Source organism: Saccharothrix coeruleofusca, assembly GCF_017876325.1.
Classification (GTDB): domain Bacteria; phylum Actinomycetota; class Actinomycetes; order Mycobacteriales; family Pseudonocardiaceae; genus Actinosynnema; species Actinosynnema coeruleofuscum.
Genome location: NZ_JAGINV010000001.1, coordinates 7,656,169 through 7,670,777, shown reverse-complemented (window position 1 = coordinate 7,670,777; position 14,609 = coordinate 7,656,169). Strand labels below are relative to the sequence as shown.

At 75.2% G+C, this 14,609-nt stretch carries 14 protein-coding genes; 6 read left to right on the top strand and 8 right to left on the bottom strand.

Going from position 1 to position 14,609, the window contains the following annotated elements; translation table 11 throughout:
- Positions 1 to 57: 57 nt before the first annotated feature.
- The 4 genes from nudC to JOF41_RS35775 form a co-directional block, all read right to left on the bottom strand.
- On the bottom strand, positions 58 to 1,017 hold the full coding sequence (gene nudC, locus JOF41_RS35790) for an NAD(+) diphosphatase (RefSeq protein ID WP_189224545.1): 960 nt from the start codon (positions 1,015 to 1,017) through the stop codon (positions 58 to 60).
- Positions 1,014 to 2,402 carry a M16 family metallopeptidase gene (locus tag JOF41_RS35785; RefSeq protein ID WP_209623942.1) on the bottom strand — a complete coding sequence of 463 codons (1,389 nt, stop codon included), beginning with the start codon at positions 2,400 to 2,402 and terminating at the stop codon, positions 1,014 to 1,016. Before JOF41_RS35785 ends, nudC begins: the two co-directional genes overlap by 4 nt.
- A complete protein-coding gene (locus JOF41_RS35780) occupies positions 2,399 to 3,706 on the bottom strand; it encodes a M16 family metallopeptidase (RefSeq protein WP_209623941.1) in 1,308 nt (435 codons plus the stop codon). The genes JOF41_RS35785 and JOF41_RS35780 overlap by 4 nt, the downstream gene beginning before the upstream one ends.
- Before the next feature lie 70 nt (positions 3,707 to 3,776).
- Positions 3,777 to 5,429 carry a DUF2207 domain-containing protein gene (locus tag JOF41_RS35775; RefSeq protein ID WP_189224542.1) on the bottom strand — a complete coding sequence of 551 codons (1,653 nt, stop codon included), beginning with the start codon at positions 5,427 to 5,429 and terminating at the stop codon, positions 3,777 to 3,779.
- Positions 5,430 to 5,504: 75 nt separating this feature from the next.
- Here JOF41_RS35775 and JOF41_RS35770 point away from each other — a divergent pair, with 75 nt between their 5' ends.
- Complete coding sequence (locus JOF41_RS35770; protein ID WP_209623940.1) at positions 5,505 to 6,812, top strand: neutral zinc metallopeptidase; 1,308 nt, start codon at positions 5,505 to 5,507, stop codon at positions 6,810 to 6,812.
- 113 nt (positions 6,813 to 6,925) lie between these two features.
- Complete coding sequence (locus JOF41_RS35765) at positions 6,926 to 7,837, top strand: neutral zinc metallopeptidase (RefSeq protein WP_209623939.1); 912 nt, start codon at positions 6,926 to 6,928, stop codon at positions 7,835 to 7,837.
- Here the strand turns inward: JOF41_RS35765 and JOF41_RS35760 are convergent.
- On the bottom strand, positions 7,807 to 8,241 hold the full coding sequence (locus JOF41_RS35760) for a hypothetical protein (RefSeq protein ID WP_189224539.1): 435 nt from the start codon (positions 8,239 to 8,241) through the stop codon (positions 7,807 to 7,809). The genes JOF41_RS35765 and JOF41_RS35760 overlap by 31 nt on opposite strands.
- Positions 8,242 to 8,352: 111 nt before the next feature.
- On the opposite strand from JOF41_RS35760, the gene JOF41_RS35755 reads away from it, so the two are divergent.
- Complete coding sequence (locus tag JOF41_RS35755) at positions 8,353 to 9,030, top strand: response regulator transcription factor (RefSeq protein WP_189224538.1); 678 nt, start codon at positions 8,353 to 8,355, stop codon at positions 9,028 to 9,030.
- Positions 9,027 to 10,292, top strand: coding sequence for a sensor histidine kinase (locus tag JOF41_RS35750; RefSeq protein ID WP_209623938.1), 1,266 nt, complete (start codon positions 9,027 to 9,029; stop codon positions 10,290 to 10,292). Before JOF41_RS35755 ends, JOF41_RS35750 begins: the two co-directional genes overlap by 4 nt.
- Positions 10,293 to 10,299: 7 nt before the next feature.
- Here the strand turns inward: JOF41_RS35750 and JOF41_RS35745 are convergent, their stop codons facing one another.
- Entirely contained in the window at positions 10,300 to 10,983 is a 684-nt protein-coding gene (locus JOF41_RS35745; RefSeq protein ID WP_307867685.1) for a class I SAM-dependent methyltransferase, read from the bottom strand.
- Between the two features lie 90 nt (positions 10,984 to 11,073).
- Here JOF41_RS35745 and JOF41_RS35740 point away from each other — a divergent pair, with 90 nt between their 5' ends.
- Complete coding sequence (locus JOF41_RS35740; RefSeq protein ID WP_229795874.1) at positions 11,074 to 11,649, top strand: helix-turn-helix domain-containing protein; 576 nt, start codon at positions 11,074 to 11,076, stop codon at positions 11,647 to 11,649.
- A gap of 16 nt (positions 11,650 to 11,665) precedes the next feature.
- On the opposite strand, the gene JOF41_RS35735 is transcribed toward JOF41_RS35740, so the two are convergent.
- Entirely contained in the window at positions 11,666 to 12,748 is a 1,083-nt protein-coding gene (locus JOF41_RS35735; protein WP_189224535.1) for a potassium channel family protein, read from the bottom strand.
- Positions 12,745 to 14,157 carry a M20/M25/M40 family metallo-hydrolase gene (locus JOF41_RS35730; RefSeq protein ID WP_209623937.1) on the bottom strand — a complete coding sequence of 471 codons (1,413 nt, stop codon included), beginning with the start codon at positions 14,155 to 14,157 and terminating at the stop codon, positions 12,745 to 12,747. Before JOF41_RS35730 ends, JOF41_RS35735 begins: the two co-directional genes overlap by 4 nt.
- A 59-nt stretch (positions 14,158 to 14,216) precedes the next feature.
- Here JOF41_RS35730 and JOF41_RS35725 point away from each other — a divergent pair, with 59 nt between their 5' ends.
- A complete protein-coding gene (locus JOF41_RS35725) occupies positions 14,217 to 14,594 on the top strand; it encodes a DoxX family protein (RefSeq protein WP_209623936.1) in 378 nt (125 codons plus the stop codon).
- The last annotated feature ends 15 nt before the right edge of the window (positions 14,595 to 14,609 follow it).

Here is a 14,609-nt window from a genome sequence, read left to right as displayed (position 1 = left end):
ACCACCCGGCACCCCGAAGGCTCGGTTCGGGGTGCCGGGACGCTCGACTCGCGCGGGTCAGGCGGTGGCGGCGGCCCAGGAGGTGAGCATCCGGTAGGCGATGGACGAGTTGGGCGGCAGCAGCAGGTCGGGGATGCCGCCGGGGTCGGCCAGCGCCCGCCGGACGTCGGCCCGGTCGACCCACTTGGCCTGGGCGATCTCGCCGTCGGCTGGCCGCAGCGGCTCGGCCGGGTCGGCGACCGCCTCGAACCCGACCATCAGCGAGCGCGGGAACGGCCACGGCTGGCTGCCCAGGTAGTGGATGGCGCCGACCCGCACGCCCACCTCCTCCTCGACCTCCCGCGCCACGCACGACTCCAGCGACTCGCCCGCCTCGACGAACCCGGCCAGCACCGAGTACCGCCCCTCGGGCCAGCCCTCGCCGCGCGCCAGCAGCACCCGGTCCGCGCCGTCGTGCACCAGGCAGATCACCGCCGCGTCGGTGCGCGGGTACTCCTCGCGCCCGCAGTCGGAGCACACCCGCGCCCAGCCCGACTTCACCGGCTCCGTCGTCCCGCCGCACAGCCCGCAGAACTTGGCCGTGCGGTGCCACTGGAACAGCGCGACCGCCGTGGTGAACAGCCCGGCGCCGGTGTCGTCCAGCAGCGCGCCGGTGGTGCGCAGGTCCAGCCACTGCGGCCGGTCGGTCAGCTCCGGCGGCGTCCACGAAGCCGTCCGACCGGGGGGTGCGGCCACGTCGGTCTCGTCGCCCGCCGACGGCACGGCCCAGAAGGCCACGCCGTCCTGCTCGCCGAGCAGCACCGCGTCCGGCGGCGGCCCGTCGCCGAACTCGGTGGCGGGCCGGTCCACCAGCCGGGTGCCCCGCTCCGCCACCAGCGCCCGACCCCACGGGTCGACTTCCACGACGCGCGCCTTGGGCCACAGCTGCGCGATGCGCTCGGCGTCACCGCGCAGCGGCTCCCTGCGGTCGACGGTGAACCGGGACAGCGCGGGCAGCCCCACCAGCTCGAAGCTCACGGCAGCGTCACGTCTCCCAGCGCGCGCAGCTGCGGGGCCAGCACCTCGGCGTCGCCGACCAGCACGCCGGTGAACGCGCTGGGCGCGAAGAACTCCAGCGCCGCCTCGGCGACCTGCTCGGCGGTCACCGCGGCCAGCCGCTCGGGGTGGCCGAGGAACCAGTCGATGTCCAGGCCCAGCCCGAGCAGGTTGACCAGGAACGAGGCCAGCCCGCCCTGCGAGGAGGTGGCGGTCAGCAGCGAGCCGATCGCGTACCGGCGGGCGGTGTCCACCTCGGCCTCGGTCGGCGGCACCAGGCCCAGCCTGCCCAGCTCGTAGCGGGTCTCCAGCAGGGCGGCGGCGGTCACCTCGCTGGCGGTGTCCGCGTCCACCAGCAGCGTGGCGCTGCCCGGCGTGAACTCCGGGTGCGAGCGGGCGCTGTAGGTGTAGCCCTTGTCCTCGCGGATGTTCTCCACCAGCCGGGAGGAGAAGAACCCGCCGAAGACCAGGTTGGCGATCTGCAGCGCCGGGTAGCGCGGGTCGGTGCGGGTCAGCCCCTGGCCCGCCAGCCGGATCTGCGACTGCACCGCGCCGGGGCGGTGCACCAGCAGCACGTCGCCGCCCCTGACCGGGGGCAGCGGGCGCAGCTCGACGGCGGCCCGCTCACCGGTCCACCCGCCGAGCGCGTCCTCCACCGCGCGCACGGCCGCGTCCGGCTCCACGTCGCCGACCACCACGAGCACCGAGCCGCGCGGCAGCACGGCATCGGCGTGCAGCGCCAGCACGTCCTCGCGGGTGACCTCGGCGACCTCGTCGGCCTCGGGCATCTCCTTGGCGAAGGGGTGGTCGCCGTAGAGGTGGCGCTGCAGCGCCTCCCTGGCGATCACGTTGGGCTGCGAGCGGGCCAGCCGGATGCGCTCGACCAGCCGGGCGCGCTCCCGCTCGACCTCGTCGGCCGGGTAGGTCGCGCCGGTCAGCGCGTCGCGCAGCACGTCGAGCACGGTGCCAAGGCCGGAGGCCAGCGCGTTGCCCGACAGCGCCAGCCGCTCGGGGTCGACCACCGCGTCCAGCTCGCCGCCGACCAGCGCCAGCTCGGTGTCCACGTCCACGCGGGAGCGCTTGGCGGTGCCGGTGAGGATGGTGTTGGCCAGCACCTCGGCCCGCGCGGAGTGCCGGGAGCCGGTGGAGCTGTCGGCCGGGTCGGCGAACGGGACGCGCAGCCGCACCTCGACCAGCGGCACCGAGGCGCGCCGCACCGCGACCACCCGCAGGCCGTTGGGCAGCACGGTGTCCACCGAGGACAGCTCCGGCGCGACGCGGTGCTCGCCCAGCTCCGGCAGCGGGCGCGGCCCGAGCTCCGTGCGGCCGATCTGCTCGGCGCTGCGGTGGGACGTCGGGGCGCTCACTCGGAACCTCCAGCGGGCTTGGCGGCGGGCTCGCCCGCGGGCTTGACGGTCAGGACGGCGCGCGAGTCCGGGCGCAGCGCCTTGGCGGCGGCGGCCACCTCGTCGACGGTGATCGCGGCCAGCTTGTCGGGCAGCTCGTAGAGCAGCTCGGCGCGGCCGAACAGCAGCTCGGCCGAGCCCAGGCCCAGGGTGCGGCTGGTCAGCCGGTCGTGCTCGCGGTGCATGGTGGACACCCAGCGCGCGGTGACCTTGGCCAGCTCCTGCTCGGTCGGCCCCTGCTCGGCCAGCCGCTGCAGCTCCTCGTCGATGGCGGTGATGACCTGCTCGGAGGGCACCTCGGGCGGGTGGATGGCGGTGATGTTGAAGGTGTCCGGGTCGCGCGCCTCCAGCGGCCCGAACAGGCCGCAGCCCGCGCCCACGTCGACCACGACGGCGTCGCGGTGCACCAGCCGCTGCTGCAGCCGGGAGCCGTCGCCGTCGGTCAGCACGCCCGCCAGCACCAGGTACGACAGGTACGCCTCGACCTCGCCCACCGGGTCCGGGACGCGGTAGCCCAGCGCGATGGCGGGCATCGGCGCGTGCTTGTCCTCGTGCTCGGAGCGCAGCTCCCCCTTGGGGGCGGGCTCGGCGAACGAGGGCCGCGGCGGCACCGGCCGCGCGGGCACGTCGCCGAAGTGCTTCTCCACCAGCTCGCGGGCCTCGGCGGGGTCGATGTCGCCCGCCACGGTCAGCACCGCGTTGCCGGGTGCGTAGTAGGTGTCGAAGAACGCCGCGCAGTCGTCGACCGTGGCGTTCTCCAGGTCGGTGAAGTCGCCGTAGCCGTTGTGCGCGTTGGGGAAGGTCTGGAACAGCACCTGGGGCAGCAGGATCCAGGGGAAGCCGCCGTAGGGCCGGTTCAGCACGTTGAGGCGGATCTCCTCCTTCACCACGTCGATCTGGTTGCGCAGGTTCTCCTCGGTCAGCTTGGGAGCCCGCATCCGGTCCGCTTCCAGGAACAGCGCCCGCTCCAGCGCCGCGGAGGGCAGCACCTGGTAGTAGTCGGTGTAGTCCGGGTGGGTGGACCCGTTGAACGTGCCGCCGGAGGACTGGACGTGGCGGAAGTGCGCCAGCTTCTCCAGGCTCTCGCTGCCCTGGAACATCAGGTGCTCGAACAGGTGCGCGAACCCGGTCCGCCCCTCCGGCTCGGAGCGGAATCCGACGTCGTAGTGCACGCTCACCCCGATCACCGGGGCGCTGGGGTCAGGGGCGAGCACCACCCGCAGACCGTTGGGAAGCGTGAACCTGTGCAGCTCGGGTAGCGCCATGCGGGCAGCCTACGGGTTCCGCGCCGGTCCGTGCTGGCGGTGGACCCGCCCGGCGGACCCGTGGCCGATCTCAGTCGCGCAGCGACCTCAGGTGGCCCGCCTGGGCCAGCATCCCGCCCACCGCGCCGAGGAAGGTCGGGAACCGCCGCGCGAACCGGCCCAGGTCACCGGTCCGCTCGGCCTCGCCGTACCAGTACAGACCCGGCCGCGCCGAGGCGAAGGCGGCCAGCCAGCGGTCGGTCTGGCCGAGCACCACCGCGTAGGGCAGCGACCGGGAGAAGACCATCTCGCGGTCGCCCTCCGGGATGTCCTCGGGCGTGGCGGCGTGCAGGTAGCCGCGCAGGCCGCGCACGTGCTCCAGCAGCGCGCTGCCCCGCTTGGTGCGGGCGGGCATCCACCGCGCGCCCAGCGCCAGCGCCGCACCGGCCACCGCGACCACCAGCCCGAACAGCGCCGGGCCGCGGACCGCCACCAGCAGCGCGGTCAGCGCCGCGCCAAGGCAGGCCAGCGCCACCCCGACCCACCACCACAGGCTGCGCTCGGCGTCGGGCCTGCGGGCGAACCAGTTCTTGGCGACCACGTCGGCGTACAGCGCGTCGCGCACCCGCGACAGGTCGACCCGGCGGCCGCGCAGCTCCGACAGCAGCACGGCGTCCGCGCCGGGGGGCAGCAGCGCGTCGTAGACCGCGCGCTCGTAGGCCGACAGCGAGTCGTCGGCGGGGTTGCGGCGGACGAAGCGCCAGTCCAGCTCGCCCACCTCCTCGACCCACAGGTAGTTGCGCACCGCGAGGTCGACGATCGTGGCGGTCACGTCCACCACGTCCACGTGCTCGTCCACCACGGTGCCCACCTGGCCGGGCAGCACGCCGTCCGGGGAGGCGAACGCCACCCGGCCGGACGGGTCGGTGACCAGCACGTTCACCGGCACCACGTCGCCCGCCACGGCACGCGCGTCACGCCCGCGCAGCGACCACAGCAGCACCGCGCCGCCGAGCAGCAGCACCACCAGCGCGGCCAGGCCCGCGCCGGTCGCCGGGGTCAGCGCGAACGCCGCGGCCAGCCAGGAGACCTCCTCGACGCGCGCGTTGGGCGGGGCGGCGCCGTCCTGCAGGCCCACCGCCACGTCCACCCGCTCGCCCGCGGCCAGGCCGATCTCGGTGGCCCGCACGCCGCGGCCGTCGCCGAGGTCGGCGGTGGTGCACGGCTTGTTCGTGCCGGGCGGGCCCGCCAGGCAGTTCACCGACTTGGCGGCGTCGGGGGTGATCACCGAGACCTCGACCGAGTCGATCGCGGTGTCCCAGCCGCCTGCGGGCTGCCAGCGCAGCTCCAGCGCGTCGCCGATCTTGGCCACCGCGCCGACCACCTGGTAGGTGACCGTGGCGGTGCCCGCCTCCAGCGCGACCACCAGCTCGTCGGGCGAGGCGGTGGCGCTGCCCCGGCCGCTCACCGCCGGTGAGCGGACCTCAAAGACGCGGTCGCGGTCGTCGCCCACGGCGATGCGCAGCGGCACCGAGCGGCGGGCGGTGCGGCCCTCGGGGACGGTGATCGTCTCGGTGACGCTGAGCACGCCGTCGCGCTCCAGCTTGAGCCGGACGTCGGCGGCCACCTCGCCCGGCAGGCCCGACGGGCTGCTGGGCTGGGCCGAGGCGGCGGGGGAAGCGGTGAGGGGGGCCGCGCACAGCGCCACGGCGCAGGCGACCGCCGCTCCCCTAATTCTCGACACGGCCGCGGAGGATAGCGGAGTCGGCCTATGCTTCAGTGCTGATTCGGGCATCCGCGACCTGGGGGACCACCAGCGATGACGCAACCACCGACGCCGGGTGGCTGGCCGCCGCCACGACCGGTCGGGCCACCTCCGGTGTCCGCGCCGCTGCACCCCCAGCAGGCGTCCCCCGCCCAGTTCCAGCCCCACCAGCAGCCCCACCAGCAACCCGGTCAGCAACCCTGGCCGCCGCAGGCCCCGCAGCAGACCGCGCAGCAGCCCTGGCCGCAGCAGCAGCCCCCGCAGCAGCAGTGGCCCCCACCGCCCCCCGTCGCGCCCCAGCCGCCACCCGCGCACTGGGGGCCGCCGCCCGCCGCGCCCGGCTGGGGGCCGCCGGGGTTCCAGCCCTACCCCCCGCTGCCGCGCAGGCGGAACAACGGGCCGCTGGTGGCGGGCGTGATCATCGGCGTGGTGGTGCTGGGCATCGCCGCGATCGGCGTGATCACCGCGGCCACCGCGACCAAGCGGATCAACGACTCCGCGTACTCCGGCTACTCGTCCTACAGCTACAGCCCCCCGCCGACCACCACCAGCCGGACGACGACCACCACGACCAGCCGCAGCGCCGAGCGCCCCAGCAGCTCCCCGCCCACCAGCACCAGCACCTCCGCGCGGCCCAGCCCCCGGTCGGTGATCGCCCTGGGCGACAACCCCATCCACGCCGCGGGCCTGGGCGCGTTCGACATCCAGGGCTGCCCGCTGCCCGGCATGGACTACACCCCCTCGGGCCAGGACCGGTTCCTGCGCGCGGCGCTGCCGTGCATCGAGCGGATGTGGCAGCCCTCGCTGGAGCGGGCCAACCTGCCCTACCAGCCGGTCGAGCTGGTCATGGTGACCTCGCAGATCACCAACCCGTGCGGCTCGATGGGCCCGGACCGCACCGCGATGTACTGCGACGGCACCATCTACTGGACGCCCGAGCACTACGCCCGCGAGCAGGGCGCGGCCAACCCCAACCACCCCGGCAAGTACCTCGGGCAGCTGGCCCACGAGTACGGCCACCACGTCCAGTGGCTGTCGGGCATCCTGCGGGCCACCGGCCAGGCCCAGTACGACAAGGGCGGCTGGGACACCCCCGAGGGCCTGGACATCAACCGCCGCAAGGAGTTGCAGGCGACCTGCTTCGGCGGCATGACGCTGGCGCCGCTGTCGCACGGCGCGGTGCCCTCGGACGTGATCTCGGTGGCGCTGATGGACGCGGGCAACCGCGGCGACTACCCGCAGTACCCCACCCGCGACCACGGCGCGCCCGAGCGCAACGCCGCCTGGGTCAACCACGGTTTCAAGACCAACGAGACCAGCGCGTGCAACACTTGGCTGGCCAGCGCGGCCGACGTCAGCTGAGCGGTGTTTCAACAGGACTGAGAAGCGGGAACCCCCGGCAGGCCCGCGCGCACGGAGTCACCGACACCCGGTCGCGGCCACACCAGGACACGACCCAGCCCACCGGGAGGAACGTGCACACGCCCGAGGCGCCCAAGAACAACCCGGTCGTGCTCGTCGCCGTGTTCACCGCGGTCGCGCTGTCCGTGCTGAGCCTGGGCCTGGTCGACCAGGTCGACGCGGGCCGCCGGGTGGCGGGCCGGGCGGTGCCCGCCGCGAGCGCGCCGGTCCAGACGGGCGAGATCAGGGCGGCCGAGGCCCAGCGCCCCCGCGCGGTGCACCGGCTGGCCGACCACCCGCTGCTCACCTCGGGCGCGCGGCTGGCGCCGGTGACCTGCGCGCTGCCCGAGTTCGGCACCTCGGACGCGCAGCTGGCGGCCTACTACCGGGCCGGGACCGCGTGCCTGGACCAGGCGTGGGAACCGGTGCTGGCGGTCGGGAACCTGCCGTTCGAGCCGCCCACCCTGGACACCTCCCCGGAGCTGGGCCCCGGCCCGTGCGGGGTCGCGCCCGCGCAGAGCGAGGCGGTGGCCTACTACTGCGGTCGCAACCGCACCATCTACATGCCGACCTCGCGGCTGCGCGACAACGGCGGCGGCCACCGGCCGGAGTCCCACCTGGCGACCCTGGCGCACGAGTACGGCCACCACGTGCAGTCGGTGTCCGGGATGCTGCGCGCGGCCGACACCCGCATCCTCGACGCGGGCGAGCAGACCCCCGCCGGGCTGGAGATGTCGCGGCGGGTCGAGCTGCAGGCCAACTGCTTCGCCGGGCTGTTCCTGGCCGCCGCGGCCGGGCGGGGCTCGATCACCAGGGCCCTGGCCGAGAACGCCGCGGCGGACTTCCGCTACGCGGTGGAGGAGGCGCCGGAGAAGAACGCCCACGGGTCGCCCCGCAACCAGGAGAAGTGGGCGGGCAGCGGCTTCTCGGACGGCACCACGGCCTCCTGCAACACCTACGCGGCCACCGTGGAAGCCGTGCGCTGACGCCGCAGGAGCAGGTAGGTGTAGAGGCCGCCCGCCAGGCCGCTCAGGCACATGAGCATCGCCGTGAGCCTGGTCCCGAACGGCAGGTCGTCGGACATGGTGCCCGCCGCCTGCACCAGGAACTCGCCGCTGGTGTCGGCGGGCACGACGACCTCCACCACCTCGTTCACCGAGTGCCCGCAGCCGTCCAGCCGGGCCCGCCTGGTCTGCTCGCCGACCTTGAGCTCCACCCGGTCGTAGGCGTCGCCGCCGCCGCACGAGGCGGGCTCGACCACGGTCGCGGTCGCCCGCTGCGCCGGGGCGGGCGCGGGCGGCCACCACAGCGCGACCGCCGCCCCGACCGCCGCCAGCGCCACGACCAGCGCGATCAGGGCCCACCGCACGGGAGCTGCGCCAACCGCCACAGCGTGGATGGTGGCAGACGGCGGCCGGGGTTGTCGTGCCGGCCTGAGCGAACCCCGAAGGACCGCGCGGAGGACCGGGACGGGCCGCCGGAGCGGCCCCAGAATGGGCGGGTGCCGACTGCTGCCAGGGTGCTGGTGATCGAGGACGCGGAGGCGATCGCCGCCGCGGTGGGCTCCGCGCTGCGGGAGGCGGGCTACCGGGTCCTGCTCCGCCCGGACGGCCGCGACCTGGAGGCCGAGCTGGTCCGGTTCCGCCCGGACCTGGTGGTGCTGGACGTGATGCTGCCCGGCCGGGACGGGTTCGCGCTGCTGGAGGTGGTCCGGCGGGCCTGCGACGCGGGCGTGGTGATGCTGACCGCGCGCGACGGCGTGGCCGACCGGCTGCGCGGGCTGGACCGGGGCGCGGACGACTACCTGGGCAAGCCGTTCGCGCTGGCCGAGCTGGTGGCGCGGGTGAGCGCGGTGCTGCGCAGGCTGGGGCGGACGCCGTCCACGGTGCGGGTCGGCGACCTGGTGGTGGACGCGGACTCGGCGGTGGTGCTGCGCGGCGGCGTGCCGGTCGAGCTGACCGCGACCGAGCTGCGGCTGCTGCGCTACCTGGCCTCGCAGCGCGGCCGGGTGGTCGGCAAGGCGCGCATCCTCACCGCGGTGTGGGGCTACGAGGACTACGACCCGAACCTGGTGGAGGTGCACGTCAGCGCGCTGCGCCGGAAGCTGGAGGAGCACGGGCCCCGGCTGCTGCACACCGTGCGCGGGCTGGGCTACGTGCTGCGGGCGGAGGACGCGTGAGGCTGCGCACGGTCTCGCTGCGCCGCCGGGTCACCCTGGCCGCGCTGGGCGTGGTGGCGGCGGTGCTGGTCGGGCTGGTGATCGGGGTGGACGCGCTGTTCGCCGCCCAGTCGCAGCACGACCTGGACCAGGTGATGGCGGAGAAGGCCAGGGTGGCGCAGCAGCTGGCCAAGCAGCGGGTGCGCGGCCAGGAGCTGGTCAACCGGCTGGAGAACCGCGGTGTGCGGGTGCGCCTGGTGACGGCGGACGGGCAGAGCTACGGGCGCGCGCCGGAGGGGACGCGGCGGGAGGTCGCCCAGGAGCTGCCGGACGGCGCGGTGATCACCTTCTACGGCGACACCTCCGTGCTCACCGAGGCCCAGTCCCGGCTGCGGCGGCTGCTGCTGCTGACCGCGCTGGCGGCCCTGGTGGTGACGGCTTTGGCGCTGGTCGGCGTGGTGCGGCGGGCGCTGGCCCCGCTGGACGAGATGACCGGCCTGGCCCGGTCGATCGCCGCGGGCGGGCGCGGCGCGCGGCTGGCCCCGGCGCGCACCGACACCGAGCTGGGGCGCACCGCGGCGGCGTTCGACGACATGCTGGACTCGCTGGAGGGCTCGGAGGCGCGCACCAGGCGGTTCGTCGCCGACGCCGCGCACGAGCTGCGCACGCCCGTGGCCGGTGTGCGGGCGGTGGCCGAGGCGCTGGTGCACAGCTCCGGGGCCGAGGAGCGGGAGCGGCTGAACCTGCTGCTGGTGCGGGAGGCGCGGCGGGCCGGGCGGCTGGTGGACGACCTGCTCGACCTGGCCAGGATAGACGCCGGGCTGCGGCTGCGGCGGGAGCCGGTCGACCTGCTGGAGCTGGCCGAGGCGGAGGCGGCCCGGACCCGCGTGCTGGCCCCCTGGCTGGACGTCGCGGTCTCCGGGACGCCCGCGGTGGTGTCGGGCGACCCGGAGCGGCTGGCGCAGGTGCTGGCCAACCTGTGCGACAACGCGCGGCAGGCGGTGGGCCCGTCCGGGCGGGTCCGGCTGACCACGTCGACCTCGGCGACCTCGGCCGTGCTGGTGGTGACCGACGACGGGCCGGGGGTGCCCGAGGCCGAGCGGGAGCGGGTCTTCGACCGGCTGGTGCGGCTGGACGAGGCCCGCGACCGGCGGCGCGGCGGCGCGGGGCTGGGGCTGTCGATCGCGCGCGGGGTGGTGCGGGCGCACGGCGGCGAGCTGTCCTGCGTGCCGCCGGACGACGGGCGGGGCGCGGCGTTCCGGGTGGTGCTCCCGCCCGCCTGAGTCGGGGTCACGCGGGCAGGCGGCGCAGCGCGAGGACGTTGTCGACCAGCACGCCGGTCTGCCCGTCGGGGCCGGTGCCCTGCCTGCGCGGCGAGCCCATGCGCTCGGTGCGCCACCGGGCGTCGTCCAGGCCGATGCCTGCCAGCGTCTCCTCCGGCGTGGGGAAGCGCACGTCCAGGTTCGGCGACCACGGTGGCGGCGCTCCGTGGTCGACGACCAGCAGCAGGCCCCCCGGCCGCACCGCGTCCGCCGCCCGGCGCAGCGCCTCGGCTCGGGGGAAGTCCACCGGCGACTGCAGGTACTGCGCGGACACCAGGTCGAAGGCGCCCTGGGGAAAGGTGTGCGCCAGGTCGTGGCGCTCGAAGCGGATCTCCACGCCCGCTTCGGCGGCGTGGGCCTCGGCCCGTGCCAGCGCGGTGGCGGAGACGTCGACCGCGGTGACCCGCCAGCCCCGGCGGGCCAGCCACACCGCGTCGCCGCCCTCGCCGCAGCCCAGGTCCAGCGCCGCACCGGTGGGCAGCCCGTCGGCCACGTCGGTCAGCACCGGGTTGGCCCGGCCGCTCCACAGCCGCCGCCGGGTGTTGTAGTGCGCTTCCCAGTACTGCTCCGACTCGCTCAGGCCGTGCCTGCGGTTGCCCATGACGCGCTCGCAGTTCTCCGCTTCGGCCTGCGCCGAGAAGATTTCGTGCATCGGTCCTCCCTGGTCGTCGGTGATGGCCCGATGCTGCGCCGGCGTTCGCGGGGTTGACAAGAAATGTTGCCGAGGTGGCAACATGGAGGGGTGACCGAGGAAGCGAACCCCGTCCTGGACGCGGTGGGCCCCCGGCTGCGGGCGCTGCGCCGCAAGCGGGAGCTGACCCTGGCCGAGCTGTCCGCCGCCACCGGCGTCTCGGTGAGCACCCTGTCCCGCCTGGAGTCCGGCGAGCGGCGGCCGACCCTGGAGCTGCTGCTGCCGCTCGCGCGGGTGCACCAGGTGACGCTGGACGAGCTGGTGGGGGCTCCGGAGACGGGCGACCCGCGCGTCCACGCCCGCCCCATGGTCCGCAACGGCGTCACCTACCTGCCGCTGACCCGGCGGCCCGGCGGGGTGCAGGCGTACAAGATGATCTACCCGCCGGGCACGCCCAGCCGGGAACCCGAGCAGAAGGTGCACGAGGGGCACGAGTGGTTCTACGTGCTGTCCGGGCGGCTGCGACTGCTGCTCGGACAGCACGACGTGATGCTGGGCCCCGGCGAGGCGGCCGAGTTCGACACCCGCACGCCGCACTGGTTCGGCAACCCCGGACCGGGACCGCTGGAGATCCTGAGCCTGTTCGGCCCGCAGGGCGAGCGGCAGCACGTCCGCGCCAGGGCCTGAACGCTCGGTTCGCGGGTCAGTCCTTGGACTCCCTGGAGTCCTTGGGCGGGGTCACCTTCTTGACGTAGAGCAGGCGGTCGCCCGCCTCCACCGCGTCGGCCTCGGGGGCGTCCACCCGGTACAGCACGCCGTCGCGCACCACGCCCAGCACGATGTCGGGCAGGTGCCGGGGCGAGCCGCCCACCTCGGAGCGCTCCACGTCGCGCTCGGCGATGGCCAGGCCCGAGTCGGGGGTGAGCAGGTCCTCCACCATGTTCACCACGGTCGGCGTGGCGGTGGCCATGCCCAGCAGGCGGCCCGCCGTCTCGCTGGAGACCACCACCGAGTCCGCGCCGGACTGGCGCAGCAGGTGCTCGTTCTCGCGCTCCCGCACCGACGCCACGATCTGCGCCTTGGGCGCCAGCTCGCGCGCGGTCAGCGTGACCAGCACGGCCGTGTCGTCGCGGTTGGCCGCCACGACCACCGCGCGGGCGCGCGGCACGCCCGCCACCCGCAGCACGTCGTTGCTGGTGCCGGTGCCGTGCACGGTGACCAGCCCGATCGCGGACGCGGCGTCCAGGGACTCCTGGGAGGTGTCCACCACGACCACCGAGCCGGGGTCGACGCCGTCGCCGAGCAGCGCGCTGACCGCGGAGCGGCCCTTGGTGCCGTACCCGATGACGACCACGTGGTCCCGCACCTTGGTCCTCCACTTCTGGATGCGCAGCGCCTGCCGGGAGCGCTCGGTGAGCACTTCGAGGGTCGTGCCGACCAGGACGATCAGGAACAGCACCCGCAGCGGGGTGATCACCAGCACGTTCACCAGCCTGGCCGAGGAGCTGGCGGGGGTGATGTCGCCGTAGCCCGTGGTCGACAGGGACACGGTGGCGTAGTAGACCGCGTCCAGCAGCGACAGGCCGTCGTTGTTGACGTCGCGGTAGCCGTCGCGGTCGAGGTAGACGATGAGCACGGCGGCGACCAGCGCCGTGGTCGCCCCGATGACCCGCTTGAGGATGGCCCGGACGGGGCTCTGCACCGTGTCGGGCATCCTGATGACGCCGACCAGCGAGTGCCCCGGCCGCTCGGTGAGCGTCTCGCCGGGGTGGTTCTTCCGGATCATCGCAGCCTCTCGGGCAGCAGCCGCCACAGCCGCGCCGCGGCCTCGGCCCCGCGCAGCAGCAGGGGCACCACGACGCGCTCGTTGGGCGCGTGGATGCGGTCGTCCGGCAGCGTCGCGCCGAGGTAGACCACCGGGACGCCGAGCCAGCCGTGCAGCAGCGCCGCCGGGCCGGAGCCGCCGGTGCGGCTGTAGCGGACCGGCTGGTCGAACGCGGCTTCCAGGGCGTCGCGGACCGCGCCGACCGCCGGGTGGGACACGTCCACCGCGTAGGGCGGGGCGCCGTCGCCCGCGGCGATCACCTCGGACCGCACGCCGTCGGGGGTGTGCGCGGCGACGAACTCGCGCAGCGCGTCGGCGATCCGCTCGGGGTCCTGGTCGGGCACCAGGCGGAAGGACAGCTTCACCGACGCGCTCGCGGGCACGATGGTCTTCAGGCCCGGCCCGGTGTAGCCGCCGAAGATGCCGTTGACCTCGGCGGTCGGCCGCACCCACACCCGTTCCAGGGTGGACCAGCCCGCCTCGCCCGCGAGCACCTGCGCGCCGCCGGAGTTGGCCAGCCACACCGCCTCGTCGAAGGGCAGCGAGGCGTAGTCGGCGCGCTCCCGCTCGGTCGGCTCGACCACGTCGGCGTAGAAGTCGCGCAACCGGACGCGGCCCTCGTCGTCGTGCAGCGCGGCCACCAGCCGGGCCAGCGCGGTGGCCGGGTTGGGCACGCTGCCGCCCGCGCGGCCGGAGTGCACGTCGGAGCCGCCGCCGGTGAACACCACCTCGGCGCCGTAGACGCCGCGCTGCCCGGTGCACACGGTCGGCGCGTCGCGCGAGTACAGCGGCGTGTCGCTGAACACCACCAGGTCGCACGCCAGCTCGTCGCGGTGCTCGTCGAGCAGCTTGGTGATGTGCGGGGAGCCGGACTCCTCCTCGCCCTCGACGAACAGCTTGATGGTCACCGCGGGCGCGCTCGCGCCGGTCGCCGCCAGGTGCGCCTTGACGCCCAGCAGGTGCATGGCGACCTGGCCCTTGTCGTCGCTGGCGCCTCGGCCGAACAGCTCCTCGCCGACCAGGGCGGGCTCGAACGGCGGGTGCCGCCACAGCTCCACCGGGTCGACCGGCTGCACGTCGTGGTGGCCGTAGACCAGCACGGTCGGCGCGTCCGGGTCGGCGGCGGGCCAGCAGGCGTAGACCGCGGGCAGCGCGGGGCCGGAGTCCCAGACGCGCACGTCGGGCCAGCCGTCGGCGCGCAGGGTGTCCGCCAGCCAGCGCGCGGACCTGGCCACGTCGCCGTGGTGGGCCGGGTCGGCGCCGATGGACGGGATGGTCAGCCAGTCGCGCAGGCCCGCCACGAAGTCGTCGGCCAGCGCGGCGACCGCCGTCCGCTCGGGACGGTCGGGATGTTCGGGATCACCGCTCACGGTGCGCGAGGATAGCCCTGGGGGCGTGCGGGCGGCGGGGGCATGACAGGGTGGGTCGCATGCAACCCACTCGGTCCCGCGCCCCGGCGGCCCTCGCGCTGGCCGGGTTGCTCGGCGTGGCGGGCGTGACGCACTTCGCCAGGCCGAGGCCGTACGACTCGATCGTGCCGCGGTCGCTGCCGGGCGGGCCCCGCGCCTGGACCTACGCGTCGGGGGCGGCGGAGCTGGCGCTGGCCGCCGCGGTGGCCGCGCCGCGCACGCGCGGGCTGGGCGGGCTGCTGGCGGCCTGGTTCTTCGTGGCCGTCTTCCCGGCGAACGTGAAGATGGCGCGCGACTTCCGCCACAAGTCGGCCAAGGCGCGGGCGATCGCGTACGGCAGGCTGCCGCTGCAGGTTCCGCTGGTCCTGTGGGCGTTGAGGGTCCGCCGCGACGCCTGACCGATAACGCTGCGC